This is a genomic window from Agrobacterium bohemicum, from assembly GCF_002896715.1.
Classification (GTDB): Bacteria; Pseudomonadota; Alphaproteobacteria; order Rhizobiales; family Rhizobiaceae; genus Agrobacterium; species Agrobacterium bohemicum.
This window is the reverse complement of record NZ_PGEL01000024.1, coordinates 239,846-255,413: the sequence shown is the minus strand read 5'-3', so window position 1 is coordinate 255,413 and position 15,568 is coordinate 239,846. Positions and strand designations below refer to the sequence as shown.

At 56.1% G+C, this 15,568-nt stretch carries 15 protein-coding genes; 9 read left to right on the top strand and 6 right to left on the bottom strand.

Annotated features, from left to right (window positions below; all coding sequences use genetic code 11):
• The first annotated feature begins 10 nt into the window (after nt 1-10).
• Both CUC55_RS11635 and CUC55_RS11630 read left to right on the top strand, forming a co-directional pair.
• Nucleotides 11-391 carry a hypothetical protein gene (locus tag CUC55_RS11635; RefSeq protein WP_067646016.1) on the top strand — a complete coding sequence of 127 codons (381 nt, stop codon included), beginning with the start codon at nt 11-13 and terminating at the stop codon, nt 389-391.
• Between the two features lie 102 nt (nt 392-493).
• Nucleotides 494-1,735, top strand: coding sequence for a cytochrome-c peroxidase (locus CUC55_RS11630; RefSeq protein ID WP_103087924.1), 1,242 nt, complete (start codon nt 494-496; stop codon nt 1,733-1,735).
• On the opposite strand, the gene leuB is transcribed toward CUC55_RS11630, so the two are convergent.
• The 5 genes from leuB to CUC55_RS11605 all read right to left on the bottom strand — a co-directional run bounded on the left by leuB (nt 1,713) and on the right by CUC55_RS11605 (nt 8,592).
• Nucleotides 1,713-2,828: a 3-isopropylmalate dehydrogenase gene (gene leuB / locus CUC55_RS11625; protein ID WP_103087923.1), complete on the bottom strand. Its 1,116-nt coding sequence runs from the start codon at nt 2,826-2,828 to the stop codon at nt 1,713-1,715. The genes CUC55_RS11630 and leuB overlap by 23 nt on opposite strands.
• 192 nt (nt 2,829-3,020) lie before the next feature.
• Nucleotides 3,021-3,626, bottom strand: a complete 606-nt coding sequence (gene leuD / locus CUC55_RS11620) for a 3-isopropylmalate dehydratase small subunit (RefSeq protein ID WP_067646010.1) — start codon at nt 3,624-3,626, stop codon at nt 3,021-3,023.
• Between the two features lie 167 nt (nt 3,627-3,793).
• Nucleotides 3,794-4,300 carry a GNAT family N-acetyltransferase gene (locus CUC55_RS11615; protein WP_067646008.1) on the bottom strand — a complete coding sequence of 169 codons (507 nt, stop codon included), beginning with the start codon at nt 4,298-4,300 and terminating at the stop codon, nt 3,794-3,796.
• Nucleotides 4,301-4,536: 236 nt separating this feature from the next.
• Nucleotides 4,537-6,357: a translational GTPase TypA gene (typA, locus tag CUC55_RS11610; RefSeq protein ID WP_103087922.1), complete on the bottom strand. Its 1,821-nt coding sequence runs from the start codon at nt 6,355-6,357 to the stop codon at nt 4,537-4,539.
• 162 nt (nt 6,358-6,519) lie between these two features.
• Nucleotides 6,520-8,592, bottom strand: a complete 2,073-nt coding sequence (locus CUC55_RS11605) for a M3 family metallopeptidase (RefSeq protein ID WP_103088007.1) — start codon at nt 8,590-8,592, stop codon at nt 6,520-6,522.
• 147 nt (nt 8,593-8,739) lie between these two features.
• Between CUC55_RS11605 and CUC55_RS11600 the strand changes: the two genes are divergently transcribed.
• Both CUC55_RS11600 and CUC55_RS11595 read left to right on the top strand, forming a co-directional pair.
• The gene (locus CUC55_RS11600) at nt 8,740-9,210 is read left to right on the top strand and encodes a MarR family winged helix-turn-helix transcriptional regulator (protein ID WP_067646004.1); all 471 of its coding nucleotides are present in this window, start codon (nt 8,740-8,742) and stop codon (nt 9,208-9,210) included.
• A 17-nt stretch (nt 9,211-9,227) separates the two neighbouring features.
• Nucleotides 9,228-10,406, top strand: coding sequence for a multidrug effflux MFS transporter (locus CUC55_RS11595; RefSeq protein ID WP_067646002.1), 1,179 nt, complete (start codon nt 9,228-9,230; stop codon nt 10,404-10,406).
• A gap of 53 nt (nt 10,407-10,459) precedes the next feature.
• On the opposite strand, the gene CUC55_RS11590 is transcribed toward CUC55_RS11595, so the two are convergent.
• Entirely contained in the window at nt 10,460-11,683 is a 1,224-nt protein-coding gene (locus tag CUC55_RS11590; RefSeq protein ID WP_067646280.1) for an argininosuccinate synthase, read from the bottom strand.
• A gap of 243 nt (nt 11,684-11,926) precedes the next feature.
• Here CUC55_RS11590 and CUC55_RS11585 point away from each other — a divergent pair, with 243 nt between their 5' ends.
• The 5 genes from CUC55_RS11585 (at nt 11,927) to CUC55_RS11565 (ending at nt 15,563) form a co-directional block, all read left to right on the top strand.
• Nucleotides 11,927-12,781 carry an SDR family NAD(P)-dependent oxidoreductase gene (locus CUC55_RS11585; RefSeq protein WP_103087921.1) on the top strand — a complete coding sequence of 285 codons (855 nt, stop codon included), beginning with the start codon at nt 11,927-11,929 and terminating at the stop codon, nt 12,779-12,781.
• A 106-nt stretch (nt 12,782-12,887) separates the two neighbouring features.
• The gene (locus CUC55_RS11580; protein WP_103087920.1) at nt 12,888-13,535 is read left to right on the top strand and encodes a LysE family translocator; all 648 of its coding nucleotides are present in this window, start codon (nt 12,888-12,890) and stop codon (nt 13,533-13,535) included.
• 98 nt (nt 13,536-13,633) lie between these two features.
• The gene (locus tag CUC55_RS11575) at nt 13,634-14,173 is read left to right on the top strand and encodes a sigma-70 family RNA polymerase sigma factor (protein ID WP_103088006.1); all 540 of its coding nucleotides are present in this window, start codon (nt 13,634-13,636) and stop codon (nt 14,171-14,173) included.
• Nucleotides 14,170-14,889 carry an anti-sigma factor gene (locus CUC55_RS11570; protein WP_103087919.1) on the top strand — a complete coding sequence of 240 codons (720 nt, stop codon included), beginning with the start codon at nt 14,170-14,172 and terminating at the stop codon, nt 14,887-14,889. Before CUC55_RS11575 ends, CUC55_RS11570 begins: the two co-directional genes overlap by 4 nt.
• Nucleotides 14,890-15,005: 116 nt before the next feature.
• On the top strand, nt 15,006-15,563 hold the full coding sequence (locus CUC55_RS11565; RefSeq protein ID WP_103087918.1) for a fasciclin domain-containing protein: 558 nt from the start codon (nt 15,006-15,008) through the stop codon (nt 15,561-15,563).
• Nucleotides 15,564-15,568 lie beyond the last annotated feature (5 nt).

Below are 15,568 nucleotides of genomic sequence, written 5' to 3'. Positions count from 1 at the left end.
GGAAAAGACGATGGCAAAGCTGCCTGAAATGACGAAACACCGCGGCTTTCCATCCGGCATGCCGAGCACGGGCATACAGTTCACCATACGCCGCGCAAATCCGCGCGGCGTAACGCCCGTCAAACACATTCCCCGCCGTGCACGGAATGACTCGGCGGAACACAAGGTGGATGCGGCCTTCCTGCACGCGCTGTGGCACCAGTTCGGAGCCGAGCCGTTCGAGCGTGGAAACCTCGATGCGGCCCGTCTCAGCCTGTTATTTGGTCGTGAGGTGCTACCTGCGGACAAGGATTTCGATCCTCTGTCCTACCAATCCATGCTCGTTATCGATGAGCGGGTGGCACGGCAGAACTTTCCGGAATCCTTCGAGAATTATTTCCAGATCGACTGAACCATCCGCTGCGGCAAAGTGGAGCGGACGGAGAAAGTTTCTGTGCTTCGCGGAATTGAAGTGCTATAGAGCACCCCAGTTTCATCGATTTCGGCGTCTGCCATGATCAGGCATATCATCTGCGTCATTACTGCAAGTGCGTGTCTCCTGCTGCCTGCGGGTATCGGGACTGGCGACGCTGCGCATGGCGGCGAAGATTATGCCACGCTGGAAAAGCTGGGTGCAGCCCTCTTTGAAGACACTAACCTTTCGATGAACCGCACCATGTCCTGCTCTACCTGCCATATGCCGGGGTTGGGCTTTACAGATGGGCGCGAGACCGACAAGGTCGGGCATGATGTCTCCTTGGGTGATGACGGCGCGTCTCTGGGTGATCGCAACGTGCCGAGTGCAGCCTACGCGAAATTCTCCCCACCTTTNGGTAAGAACGCCGTTGGCGAATATGTTGGCGGCCAGTTCTGGGATGGACGCGCATCGACACTGGAAGATCAGGCCGCTGGCCCGCCATTGAACCCAATTGAAATGGGCATGCCGGACAAAACCACGATCGCAAAGCGGCTGAAGGAAAATACGGATTATGCGGCAGCCTTTGGCACGCAATTCGGTAGCGATGTGTTCAAGAGCGACGACTCCGCCTTTGCAGCGATGACCAAGGCGTTGGCAGCCTTTGAACGAACCGACGAGTTCTCCACTTTCGATTCGAAATATGATCGCTTCCTGCGGGGTGAAGAAAAGCTGACCGATCAGGAAGAGCTTGGCCGTGTGCTGATGTCCTCGACACAATTTACCAACTGCAATACGTGTCATGAAATCCGCGGCACCAATGGCCTCTCCGACGGTGTCTTCACAAACCACAAATATTTCAATATCGGCGTTCCCGCCAACAAGGCGGTGCGGGCGGCCAATGGTTCAAAGCCTGATGCCGTCGATCTCGGTTTGGCGCAGAACCCGGCCGTCGCGGGCGATCCGGCACAGCGCGGCAAGTTCAAGGTGCCGACGCTGCGGAATGTCGCTATTACCGGACCCTACATGCATAATGGCGTGTTCAAGGACTTGCGCACCGTGGTGCTGTTTNACGTGAAATACAAANGCAAGAAGGCCAGCCGTCAGATCAACCCGGAGACGGGGCAAGCTTGGGATGCGCCTGAGGTGGCTGACAACATCGCCATGACAGAGCTGACCTCAGCGCCCGCGCTGGATGACAAGCGGGTAGATGCTATCGTCGCGTTTTTGAAAACGCTGACAGACAAGCGATATGAGCACCTTTTGCCGGAAGACAATGCCGGGCAAGGCGCAACGCCCCCTGCCCAGCCGGTTTCTCTTACGCCGCCAAAAGTGCCTTGAATTCTGCCAGAACCGCATCGCCCATTNCAGACGTGCTGACCTGACGGCTGCCGTCCGAGACGATGTCTGCGGTGCGGATGCCCTTGTCCAGCACGTTGGCGATGGCCGTTTCCAGCTTGGTGGCTTCATCCACCATGTTGAAGGAATAACGCAGGCACATGGCGAAAGACGCGATCATGGCGATGGGGTTGGCAATGCCTTTGCCGGCGATGTCAGGGGCAGAGCCGTGCACAGGCTCATACATTGCCTTGCGCTTGCCGGTCTTGGCATCCGGCGCACCAAGCGAAGCGGATGGTAGCATGCCGAGCGAGCCAGTCAGCATGGCCGCAACATCGGACAGCATATCGCCAAACAGGTTATCGGTGACGATGACGTCAAACTGCTTGGGCTTGCGCACCAGCTGCATGCCGCCAGCATCCGCCAGCATATGCTCGAGCTCCACATCCTTGAACTTGGCCGCGTGGGTTTCCGTCACGACCTGGTTCCACAAAACGCCTGATTTCATGACGTTGCGCTTTTCCATGGAGCAGACGCGGTTATCGCGGGTGCGGGCCAGTTCGAATGCGACGCTGGCGATGCGCTCGATTTCGAACGTGTCATAAATCTGGGTGTCGATGCCGCGCTTCTGGCCGTTGCCGAGATCGATGATCTGCTTTGGCTCGCCGAAATAAACGCCGCCCGTCAATTCACGAACGATGAGGATATCGAGACCTTCGACCAATTCCTGCTTCAGAGAGGATGCGGCAGCAAGTGCCGGGTAGCAGATCGCCGGGCGCAGGTTGGCGAACAGCTCTAGATCTTTGCGCAGGCGCAAAAGGCCGGATTCGGGTCTCACCTCGTAAGGCACGCTATCCCACTTGGGACCACCGACTGCACCGAACAGAATCGCGTCTGCCGCGAGCGCCTTTTCCATGTCCGCGTCGGAAATCGCGACGCCATGGGCATCATAAGCGCTGCCGCCAACGAGGCCTTCTTCGGTCGTAAAGCCTGCGGCCTTTTCGCTGTTCAGATAATCGATCAGCTTGCGGACTTCAGCCATGGCTTCGGGGCCGATGCCGTCACCGGGCAGCAGGAAAAGCGTGCGCACTGTCATGAAANCCCTCCTTGGCCACGCCGCAAANCCATGTTTGGTTTAAGCGGCAGGCGCGTCAAAATCCTTTNCCCACAACGTCAATCGTTGTGGGGTGCGGGCTTCTTAGCCTTGGAGATGGCCTATTTCAAGGAAGGCTAGAGACGATTCGGTACGTGTGGAGATCAAACCGGCTCTCAATGCGGGCGGAAGCGATCAGGCCCAGGGGCGGGCGGCAGCATTGGTCTTTTCGAAACCTTCGATGGCACCGGCATGTTCCAGTGTCAGGCCGATATCGTCGAGGCCGTTCAGCATGCAGTGACGCTTGAACTCATCGAGTTCGAACGAGATCGTGCCGCCATCAGGGCCGCTGATTTCGAGATTTTCGAGATCGACCGTGACAACGGCATTGGAGCCACGCGACGCGTCATCCATCAGTTTTTCCAGATTTTCCGGGCTGACGACGATCGGCAGAATACCGTTCTTGAAACAGTTGCTGTAGAAAATATCGGCAAAGCTGGTGGAGATGACGCAGCGAATACCGAAATCCAGCAGCGCCCAGGGCGCATGTTCACGCGAGGAACCACAGCCGAAATTATCGCCAGCGACGAGAATCTGGGCTTTCTGATAGGCGGGCTTGTTCAAAACGAAATCTGGGTTTGGCGAACCATCTTCCAGATAGCGCGACTCCGCAAACAGGCCGGTACCGAGGCCGGTGCGCTTGATGGTTTTGAGGTAGTCCTTCGGAATGATCATATCCGTGTCGATATTAACGACCGGCATGGGGGCAGCGACACCCGTCAGTTTGGTGAACTTTTCCATCTCTCACTCCGAAATCTTACTGATAGCAGGGCCATAATAAACGCTTACCGCCGCAATAGCGCAAAATCGCGTGTATTTGAAGGCCAAACCGCACCCACATGGTACACCTGTCGAAACACAGAGACGTCAAAACGCGTTTGTTTCAAANGCAGGTGAGGGATTGAGAGTTAGTGCCAGACATAGCCGAGCTTACGCAACTGCGTGCCGTCGAAATCTTCCATGCCTTCCGCTACGTCCTTACCGCCATGCGAGCGAAAGAAACGGCTGGCGACATCGCTGTCTTCAAGGCACCACACGACAACGCCGTTGCAGCCGAGAGATTTCAGCAGACGCCGCGCTTCGATGAAAAGTACAGAGCCTAGTCCCATGCCCTGATATTCAGGCCGCAGATAAATCTCGTAAATTTCGCCATCATAGGGAAGGCCGCGGGCCCGGCTGAGGCCCAGAGTCGTGTATCCCGCAACGATGCCAGAAATTTCCACGACCAGCATGGTGGACGAGCCGCGTGTCGCCTTGCGCCACCACGTCTCGTTGCGCCGGTCCAGCATCTGCCGCAGTGGCTTATGGGGAATGAGACCCGCATAGGCCTGCTGCCATGACGACCTGTGCGCTTCGGAAATAGCGCGCGCATCGTCCGGCTCTGCTCGGCGAATGTCTATGGATAACGTTTTCATAACGCGATTCTGACCCCGGCGGAGAAAACTTACCAGCCATAAAGGTTAACGGCTCGAAGCTTACCCACAGCCTATTCATGTGGATGAAGCCTGAAAATTAACGCTATATTTACCATTGAAGCAAGCGCCGTCCGACTCAGTCCCGCGAATAAATGCCGGGCGCGTAAAGAAGAGGCCAGATAACAAAAAACCCGGCGCGGAGGCCGGGTTCTTCGAATTAAAAACTTTTTGGCAAATCAGCCAGCAAGTTTTGCCTTGTCGAAACGCTTGCGATCGTTGGCATCCAGGAACATTTTGCGCAGACGGATGGACTTTGGAGTCACTTCCATCAGTTCATCGTCCTGAATCCAAGACAGGGCGCGGTCAAGCGTCATGCGGATCGGCGGCGTCAGCTTCACGGCTTCATCCTTGCCAGCGGCGCGGATGTTGGTGAGCTGCTTGCCCTTGAGAACGTTGACCTCAAGGTCGTTGTCACGTGTGTGAATGCCGATGATCATGCCAGCGTAAACCTTTTCGCCCGGCTCGATCATCATCGGGCCGCGATCTTCCAGGTTGAACATGGCGTAGGCAACAGCTTCACCGGAACCGTTCGACAGCAGAACGCCTTGAACACGACCAGCGATAGCACCCTTGAACGGCTGGTAGGAGTGGAACAGACGGTTCATGATGGCCGTGCCGCGTGTGTCCGTCAGCAGTTCGGACTGGTAGCCGATGAGGCCACGCGTTGGAGCCAGGAACTTCAGACGAACGCGGTTGCCGCCGGATGGACGAAGCTCGGTCATCTCAGCCTTGCGCTCGGACATCTTCTGAACAACGATACCAGAATGTTCTTCATCAACGTCGATGACGACTTCTTCGATCGGCTCGATGGTCTGGCCGTTTTCATCCTTCTGCATCACAACGCGTGGACGCGATACAGCAAGTTCGAAGCCTTCGCGACGCATGGTTTCGATCAGAACGGCAAGCTGCAATTCGCCACGGCCGGACACGAAGAACGAGTCCTTGCCTTCGGCTTCTTCGATCTTCAGCGCAACGTTGCCTTCGGCTTCCTTGTAGAGACGATCGCGGATGACGCGCGATGTGACCTTGTCGCCTTCAGTGCCAGCCAAGGGGCTGTCGTTAACGATGAAGGACATCGTAACCGTTGGCGGATCGATTGGCTGCGCCGTCATCGCTTCGGTAACCGAAGGATCACAGAACGTGTCGGCGACCGTACCCTTGGACAGGCCGGCGATGGCAACGATGTCGCCTGCGTGGGCTTCGTCAATAGCTGTGCGCTCAATGCCGCGGAATGCGAGAATCTTGGAGATACGACCGGTTTCGATGATCTTGCCATCCTGGCCCAGAACCTTGACGGCCTGGTTTGGCTTGATCGAGCCGGATGCGATACGACCGGTGATAATGCGGCCGAGGAAGGGGTTGGCTTCGAGGATCGTGCCGATCAAACGGAACGGACCTTCTTCAACCGTTGGTTCAGGAACGTGCTTAAGAACCAGATCGAGCAGCGGTGCCAGGCCTTCGTCCTTAGGGCCTTCCGGGTTGACGTTCATCCAGCCATCGCGACCAGAGCCGTAAAGAATCGGGAAATCGAGCTGCTCGTCAGTCGCGTCGAGGTTCGCGAAAAGGTCGAACACTTCGTTGATGACTTCTTCGTGGCGGCCATCGGGACGGTCGATCTTGTTGATCGCGACGATAGGCTTGAGGCCTACCTTGAGCGCCTTGGAAACCACGAACTTGGTCTGCGGCATTGGGCCTTCAGACGAGTCGACCAGAACGATCGCGCCGTCCACCATCGATAGGATACGCTCGACTTCACCACCGAAGTCGGCGTGGCCGGGGGTGTCGACGATGTTGATGCGAACACCCTTCCACTCGACAGACGTCGCCTTGGCGAGAATGGTGATGCCGCGTTCTTTTTCCAGGTCGTTACTGTCCATGACGCGCTCTGCAACGCGCTGGTTTTCGCGGAACGAACCGGACTGTTTCAGAAGCTCGTCAACGAGCGTCGTTTNGCCATGGTCAACGTGCGCGATAATCGCGATGTTGCGAATTGCCATTGTTCAATATCTCTGAGGTTGGGNCGTCATATCTTGAGATGCGCCAATTTAGTCTGGCGGGCCTATAACCTTTTTTTNGCAAAAGCGAAAGGGGGGCTACCACATAAGCCCCTTGCAGAAACGCCCTATCAGAGTTTTATGACAGTTTTCAGGCGCTGTTTGTCAAGCTTGGCCTGAAACCAGTCCTCGCTTTTTCAGCATCGCTTCCGGGCTTGGCATCTTGCCACGGAAAGTCTTGTAGGTTTCTTCTGCATCAACCGAGCCGCCCACAGAATAGATGTTGTCTTTCAACTTACGTGCCATGTCGGTGTTAAAGGCATCGCCGGTTTCCTCGAAAGCTGCGAAAGCGTCTGCATCGAGAACTTCCGACCACATGTAGGAATAATAGCCTGCCGAGTAGCCGTCGCCGGAAAAGACGTGCTGGAAATGTGGCGTGGCGTGGCGCATGACGATGGACTTCGGCATGTTGAGCGATTCTAGAACCTCGGTCTGCACGGCCATCGGATCATCGACAGCACCACGTGTATGGAACGCCATATCGACCAGCGCCGAGGAGGTGAACTCGACTGTGTTGAAACCGGCATTGAAGGTTTGTGCGGCCAGAACCTTGTCCAGCAGCGCCTTCGGCATCGGAGCGCCCGTCTCGTAGTGAAGGGCATATTTCTCAAGGATTTCGGGCACTGTCAGCCAGTGTTCGTAAAGCTGCGATGGCAGTTCAACGAAATCACGCGAAACGCTCGTTCCTGAGACCGACGGGTAGGTCACGTTGGATAGCATGCCGTGCAACGCATGGCCGAATTCGTGGAACAGCGTGCGGGCATCATCCAGCGAAAGCAGCGCTGGTTTGCCCTGTGATGGTTTCGCAAAATTACAGACATTGTAGATGATCGGCAATTCACCAACCGTACCGTTCTTCAGGGGCAGCTTGTGCTGCGACTGGAATGCGCTCATCCAGGCGCCGGAACGTTTCGATGGGCGGGCGAAGAAGTCGCCAAGGAACATCGCAACGATATCGCCTTTTTCGTTGCGGATTTCGAACGTCCGCACATCCGGGTGATAGGCGGTTACATTTTTCATCTCGACGGCGCGGATGCCGAACAGTCGTTGCGCAACGTCGAAGCAGGCTTCGATGATCTTTNCCAGCTGTAAATACGGCTTAAGCTCGGCCTCGGAAAAACTGAATTTTTTCGCACGCAGTTTTTCGGCGTAATGACGCCAGTCCCATGGCATGACGTCGTGGTTCTTGCCTTCATCGCTGATGACAGTTGCCAGCTCGGCTTCTTCCTCACCGGCGCGCTCGACCGCTTTTTCCCACACCTGCATCAAAAGCGTGTTCACGGCATCAGGCGTTTTCGCCATGGTGTTATCCAGCTTGTAGGCGGCGAAATTGGTGTAGCCCAGAAGCTTTGCTTTTTCGTCACGCAGTTCTAGCGTGCGCTTCACCGTTTCGCGATTGTCGGTCTCTCCACCGTTCTCACCGCGGGCGACCCAAGCCTTGAAGGCCTGCTCACGCAGGTCTCGGCGCTCGGAAAATGTCAGGAACGGTTCGATGATCGAGCGCGACAGGGTGACGGCGAATTTGCCGTCGTCGCCATGCTCGCGCGCAGCACCCGCCATGGAATCTCTCAGGAAATCGGGGATGCCTGTGAGCTCGTCTTCCTCGGTGAGCAGCAGTTTCCAGCTTTTCTCGTCGGCGAGAACGTTTTGCCCGAATTTTGCGCCGAGCCCGGCCAGTTCCTCGTTGATGGCGGCCAGCCGTTCCTGATGGTCTTTGGCAAGCTTGGCACCAGCGCGTACGAAGCCCTTCCAGTGGCGTTCGAGAACCCGCAGCTCTTCACCGGTGAGGGCCAATTCGTCGCGTTTCTCCCACAACGTGTCGATGCGCTTGAACAGCGCTTCGTTCATGCCGATTTTCGAATAATGGCGTGACATTTTCGGGGCGATATTGCGCTCCAGCGCCTGAATGTCAGGGTTGGTGTGAGCGCCGGTCTTGTTCCAGAACAGCGCAGACACACGTGACAGTGCATCTCCGGCAACTTCGAGAGCGACAATGGTATTGGCAAAACTGGGTGCCTCTGCATTATCGGCAATCGCGTCGATTTCCGCATCGTGGGCTGCCACCGCGGTTTCGAAGGCACCGGCAAAATCCTCATCTCTGACAGCATCGAACCGAGGCAGGCCGTTTGTTCCGTTCCAGTCCGTGATGGCGGAATATTGGGCTGTGGTCGATGTCATCGGTTCGTCCTCATGCAGATGCGCTTCATGCGTCATATGGGCATGGCTGTGGCTGCGTTTCAATATCAGAGGATCAACAACGTGCGCAGTCCCTTGCCATATGGCTGCATAGTTTTTAGTAAGGAACGCTTATGAAACAGGTGATGCATGGCCACTTCGACTGAAAAAGAATCGCTGGCATTCCTGCTCAACAGCAGCGTTCGGTTTCTGAACAGCGCTTTCGAGCGTCGTATCAGCGACGCAGGACTTGGCCTGACGCCGGGTGAGGCGAGGGCGCTTTTGACCGTTGCTGCCATTGATGGCAGCAAACAGGCCGATATCGCCACGCGCATCGGGCTCGAGCCGATGACGGTCTGCACCTATCTCGACAGGCTGGAATCGCTCGAACTGGTGGAGAGACGCCCCAACCCGGACGACCGCCGCTCCAAATGCATCTACCTGACGCAAACCTCTTCCGCTCTGCTGCTTGCTGTTCGTGAGGAGGTTGGCCTTCTGATAGATCAGGCGGTCAGTGGTTTCGACGGCGGTAATTTTGAGAAATTTCACGCGCTTCTGATGATCGTGCAGAAAAATCTGCAAACGGCAGTCAGCGAAAAAAGTCGGCAGAACCAGAGGTGAGCACAATATCTCCCGCCATGACGGTTCGCCGCACTGCAGTTCTCGGCGCCATGCTGACAGCACTTGGGCCAGTGTCGATGGCAATCTATACGCCTGCGATGCCGGAACTCGTCAGGGCGTTTGCGACGACGGAATCGGCCATCAAGATGAGCCTGACACTGTATTTCGGTGGCTTCGCTGTTGCGCAGCTTGTGTCCGGTGCGATGTCGGATGCGTTTGGTCGTCGCAAGGCAACGATCCTCTTTCTCCTGATTTATCTTCTTGGCGGGGTGCTGGCAGCTTTCGCGCCGAATGTCGACATCCTGCTTGCCTCACGCCTCATCCAGGGCATCGGTGCGTCGGTTGGCGTGACCGTCGCCCGCGCCGTGGTGCGAGATCAATATAGTGGACCGCAAGCAACCGGCATTCTCAATCTCATCGGCATCATGTTGGCGGTTGGCCCAGCCGCAGGACCGACGATTGGCGGCCTGTCTCTGCTGGCCTTCGGTTGGCAATCGGTTTTCGCGCTGATGCTCGCTTTCGGGTTGATGTCGATTATGGCAATCAGTTTTTGTCTTCGCGAAACGACAATACCGGACCCAACTCGCCTTCGCCCGTCGCGCCTGCTCAGCGCCTATGGCGAACTTCTGGCCTCGCAGCGCTTTTTGCTGTCGGCGCTGGTACTTGGCGGGTCGGTCGGCGCTCTCTATGCGCAATCCACCATGTTGCCTTTCGTGCTGATCAACGACGTCGGATTATCGCCCACGGAGTTCGGCATTGGAATGCTGATGCAATCCGGCTCCTACTTCTTCGGCTCGATCATGCTGCGCCTGATTGCGCTTAGAATCGGAAACCTTCGCTGCTCGGTCATCGGGGTCAGCATGTCGGCGCTCGGCGGCGTGATGATTTTTCTGTCAGTCCACTTCATCACACCCTCTTTCCTGTCGATAATGGCGCCCGTAGCGGTCGCGACATTCGGGCTTGCACTGCTGACACCCTATATCATCACCGCCGGCATGACGCCGTTCCCGCATATTGCGGGCTCTGCGTCTGCGATGATGGGTTTTATCCAGATGAGCGCAGGCTTTGCTGCCGGTGTCGCGGCATCGCTGCTTGGATCACCCTTGGCGGGCTTCGGTACTATCATTCCGATGATGGAACTGGGTGCGGCTGCAAGCTATATAGGTTTCGTGATCATATCGCGCAGGCAGACATGAAAAAGCCCCGGGCAGGAAGCTGACCGGGNCTTTTACGTTGGTAGATTAAAGGCTTACTTGCCGAGATTGCGCTTTGCCAATGTACGAAGACGCAGCGCGTTAAGCTTGATGAAGCCCGCGGCATCCTTCTGGTCGTAAGCGCCCTGGTCGTCTTCGAAGGTGACCAGCTTGTCGGAGTATAGCGATTTGTCGCTCTCGCGACCGGTGACCATGACGTTGCCCTTGTAGAGCTTCAGCGTCACCTCTCCTTCGACATGCTCCTGGCTTTTGTCGATCAGAGCCTGCAACATTTCGCGCTCTGGCGAGAACCAGAAGCCGTAATAGATGAGTTCCGCATAACGCGGCATGATCTCATCCTTGAGGTGGGCGGCACCGCGATCCAGCGTAATGGATTCGATGGCGCGGTGAGCGGTGAGCAGGATCGTACCGCCGGGTGTTTCATAAACGCCGCGCGATTTCATGCCGACATAGCGGTTTTCGACCAGATCGAGACGGCCGATGCCGTTGTCGCGACCGTAATCGTTGAGGGCTGCCAGAAGTGTCGCAGGCGACATTTCGACGCCGTTAATGGACACGGCATCACCCTTGCGGAAACCAACCTTGATGACGGTTGCCTTGTCAGGTGCGGCTTCCGGCGAAATCGTGCGCATGTGCACATATTCCGGAGCTTCGACTGCCGGATCTTCCAGAACCTTGCCTTCGGATGACGAATGCAGAAGGTTGGCGTCGACGGAAAACGGAGCCTCGCCCTTCTTGTCCTTTGCAACAGGGATCTGATGCTGTTCGGCAAAGTTCAGAAGGTCGGTACGGCTCTTGAACGTCCAGTCACGCCATGGCGCGATGATCTTGATGTCTGGGTTGAGCGCATAGGCGGAAAGCTCGAAACGAACCTGGTCGTTGCCCTTGCCGGTCGCGCCGTGGGCAATGGCATCGGCGCCGGTCTTCTTGGCGATGTCGATCAGGTGCTTGGAAATCAGCGGGCGGGCAATGGATGTGCCCAGCAGATAGACGCCTTCATAGACAGCATTGGCACGGAACATCGGGAAGACGAAATCGCGCACGAATTCTTCGCGCACATCTTCCACGAAGATTTCCTTGATGCCCATCATCTCGGCTTTTTGACGCGCCGGTGCCAGCTCTTCACCCTGACCAAGATCGGCGGTGAAGGTGACGACCTCTGCGTTGAGTTCGGTCTGAAGCCATTTGAGAATAATGGAGGTATCAAGTCCGCCGGAATAGGCGAGAACGACTTTCTTTACGTCTTTAGGAAGTGCCATCAGTGAAATCCATTTGCGTGTCGGCGACATTTGGATATCGCCATTTCCTTGGGATTTCGGCACTTTTAGCGAGTTTATCGGCGCTTGCAACAAAAATGCAAAACCGCGCTCCGATGCAACGCTTTCATCTTCATGTGACTTTGCGGCCTGATACGACTAGACTAATCACTGCGTCAGTAGAGCGCATGGTTCCATGGGACGTCGCTACCGGGTATTTGAAGCGGTGGCGAAANGGAGAAACCAATGACGATCCTTCACAACGCATTTGCTCAAGACAATGTTGCCGTCGTTACCGGCGCTGCATCCGGTATCGGCCTCGCCGCTGCCCGCAAATTCGCCAGTTTCGGCATGAGCGTCGTGCTTGTTGACCTCGACGGAGAAAAACTGGGTGCTGCACAAAGTGAGATCGCTGCGCTTGCCAAGAATGGCAACGAGCAGATTGTCTCCATTCCAACAGACGTTTCGAAACTCGACGAACTGGAAGCGCTGGAGCGTGCTGTGATTCAGCGTTTCGGGCGCGTCCATGTGCTGATGAACAATGCCGGCGTCCAGCCCGGCAGCGCCATGTTCGGGCCGCAGGCCAATTGGGATAAGGTTTTCGGCGTCAATCTTATGGGCGTGGTCAATGGTAGCCGTGTGTTTGGGTCAGGCATGCTGGCCNATGGTGAGCATGGTCTCATCATCAACACCGGCTCCAAGCAGGGCATTACCACGCCACCGGGCGATCCGGCCTATAACGTGTCCAAGGCGGGTGTGAAGGCCTTTACCGAGGCATTGCAGTATGAGTTGAGAAATACACCAAACGGTAATGTTTCCGCCCATCTTCTCATTCCCGGTTTTGTCTTTACCGGCCTCACTGCCAACGGCCGGACGGAGAAACCATCCGGGGCGTGGACGCCGGAACAGACGGTCGACTTCATGATTGATAGTATCGGCAACGGTGATTTCTACATTCTTTGTCCTGACGGTGAGGTCAACCGGAAGACAGATGAGAAACGCATCCTTTGGGCTGCGAGCGATATCGTGGAAANTCGACCGCCTCTGTCGCGCTGGCACGAAGCCTACAGCGATGATTTCAAGTCGTTCCTGAACAGCTGATCTACCTGCCGCGTCGTTGCGCGCGGCATTCTTTNATCGGGCAGTTGGCAGGCTCGCGAAACGGCGTTATGAACAGGCATCAACCCTTTGCGAGTGTGGTGCCGCCGTGGATTTTCTACCCAGCCTGCCAACCCTGATTGCTTTTACCATTGCCATTCTGCTTCTGTCGGTCACGCCTGGCCCGGATATGACGCTCTGGATCAGCCGTTCCCTGCGCGAAGGCCGTACCGCCGGCTTCATGACGCTGGTGGGTACCAATCTGGGTATTACAGTGCATACGATGCTTGTCGCCTTTGGGGTAGCGGCTCTCATCGTGGCCTCGCCCACTGCCTTTCTCGTTTNGAAAACGGGTGGTGCTGCCTATCTGGTCTGGCTGGCCATACAGGCCATCCGTAAGGGCTCGAATTTCGTGATGGAGCGTCCCAGAGAGCAGAAGGCAAAGGCTTCCAAGAAGTCCGCACTGCTGAATGGCCTATGGGTCAATCTGCTCAATCCGAAGGTCATCATCTTCTTCATGACGTTTCTGCCGCAATTCGTCAGCGCATCTGATCCGCACGTAACCGGAAAGCTGATTTTCCTTGGCCTATGGTCGATCGTGGTCGCCCTGCCGATTGGCATCGGTATCGTCGTGGCAGCAGATCGTCTTTCCGGCTGGCTTCAAAGCAACGCCAAGGTCCTGCGTGGTCTGGATTATACGATTGCAGGCGTTTTCTCCGTCTTTGCCGCAAAGATTTTTTNCGCGCAGGCTCAGTGATGTTTCGTTGAAGCTGCTGAAAGTGGCGCTTGCATTTTAGGGAGCACCCTGCCAGCTTGCGTGCCAATCGGGAACTGGCCTTGTGGCGGGATGAAACGATGCGGCAAGACGACCTGACCACGCTGATCGGCCTTGTGGCCTTGTCAGACCGCAAAGCATTCGCTTCGTTGTATAAGTTAACGAGCCCGAAACTTTTCTCGATATGTCTTCGTATACTCAAAGACCGTACTGACGCAGACGAAGCGTTACAGGAGGTCTATGTAAAAATATGGCAGCGCGCGCAGCTGTTTTCTGCTAGGTCCGGCACTGCCGAGGTGTGGCTGGCAGCCATCGCCNGCAACCAGTCGATAGATATTATCCGTTCACGTAAACCGATCGCCAGTGAACTGGACGATGTTCCCGATCTGGCAGAGACTGCGCCGGACCCGGAACAGGCACTGCTGCATAAGGATTCCGGCCGAAGCATAGACCTATGTCTTGCAGAGCTGCAGGAAANCAGGGCCAACGCCGTCCGGCAAGCCTATCTGGATGGCATGAGCTATCAGGACCTGGCGGAGCATTACCTGGTGCCGTTGAATACGATGCGAACATGGTTGAGGCGTAGTCTCATCAAGCTGAAAGAGTGCATGGAGCGATGACCAAACCTGACGATAGCGATATTCCAAAGGACGACGTAATCGCCGCCGAATATGTGCTTGGCGTGTTGTCTGCGGACGACCGGCGGCAGGTTGAACACCGTATTCGCTCCGAAGATTTTTTCGCACGGCGTGTCCGGCAATGGGAGGACCATTTTGCCGGCCTCAACGAGAGCTACAAGCCGGTTGCGCCTGATATTTCGACCTATGTGGCGATTGAATCACGCCTGTTCCAGTCAGATAAACAGACAAAGGCGGGCTTCCTGCCATCATTGTGGGGCTCTCTTGCTTTCTGGCGCGGCGTCAGCGCGCTGACCACGGCGTGTGCAGTCCTTGCAGCAGGCTCGTTCGTGGTGCTGCCCTGGTCTTCGCAGACTCAAAAGATGTCCTACATGGCGGAGCTGTCTTCACCCGACGATCCCATGGCATTGATGGTATCCTACGACGCCSGCACCGGTCGCATGGTGTTGACGCCGATGGCGGCTGGTGAAAAAGCGCAGAAGTCCCTGCAGCTTTGGCTGGTCAAGGAGGATGGCACACCTTACTCGCTGGGTCTCGTTGATCCGCATGAAANCGCTGAANTGATGATTCCCGCCGACATGCGTAGCCAGCTTCAAGACGGCATGACGCTTGCCGTCAGCCTTGAGCCATATGGCGGCTCTCCAACTGGAAANCCCACCGGTCCCGTGCTTGCCAGCGGAACGACACGGCAGCTTTAAAAAATAATTCAGTACAGCTGAAACTTTGCCTGAACATGGCCCGTATCTTCTCATGTACCGGATACGTCACCTGCAAAACGCTGATGGCGATTATCGGAACCAGAGGAGAAAACGCCATGATGACGTCCAGCCTGCGCATAATTGCGCTTGCCGCAGCCGTTTCCACCGTTGCATTCGCAGCCCAAGCCAAGAATCCGATGGTTGGTGGTGCTGAGATGTACGACAACAAGAACATCGTTGAAAATGCGATGAATTCGAAAGATCACACCACGCTTGTTGCCGCCGTCAAGGCCGCCGGTCTGGTGGAAACGTTGCAGGGCAAGGGTCCGTTCACGGTCTTCGCGCCAACCAATGAAGCTTTCGCCGCTTTGCCAAAGGGAACCGTCGAGACGCTTCTGAAGCCTGAAANCAAGGCGAAGCTGACGAAAATCCTGACCTGCCATGTTGTTGCAGCTGACGCCATGTCCACAGCCATCGAGAAGATGATCAAGGACGATGGTGGCACCCATGATGTGAAAACCGTTGGTGGTTGCGTTCTGAAAGCCAAGCAGAGCATGAACAAGATCACGCTGACCGACGAGAACGGCAACGTGGCCGATGTGACGATTGCAGACGTCAAGCAGTCGAACGGCGTCATTCATGTCATCGATAAGGTCTTGCTGCCGAAAATGTAATCTTT

Coding starts and splice junctions, on each gene's coding strand:
- CUC55_RS11635 (WP_067646016.1), top strand. CDS start 11: ATGGCAAAGCTGCCTGAAATGACGAAACACCGCGGCTTTCCATCCGGC.
- leuD (WP_067646010.1), bottom strand. CDS start 3,626: ATGGAAAAGTTCACCAAACTGACGGGTGTCGCTGCCCCCATGCCGGTC.
- CUC55_RS11615 (WP_067646008.1), bottom strand. CDS start 4,300: ATGAAAACGTTATCCATAGACATTCGCCGAGCAGAGCCGGACGATGCG.
- CUC55_RS11600 (WP_067646004.1), top strand. CDS start 8,740: ATGGCCACTTCGACTGAAAAAGAATCGCTGGCATTCCTGCTCAACAGC.
- CUC55_RS11595 (WP_067646002.1), top strand. CDS start 9,228: ATGACGGTTCGCCGCACTGCAGTTCTCGGCGCCATGCTGACAGCACTT.
- CUC55_RS11590 (WP_067646280.1), bottom strand. CDS start 11,683: ATGGCACTTCCTAAAGACGTAAAGAAAGTCGTTCTCGCCTATTCCGGC.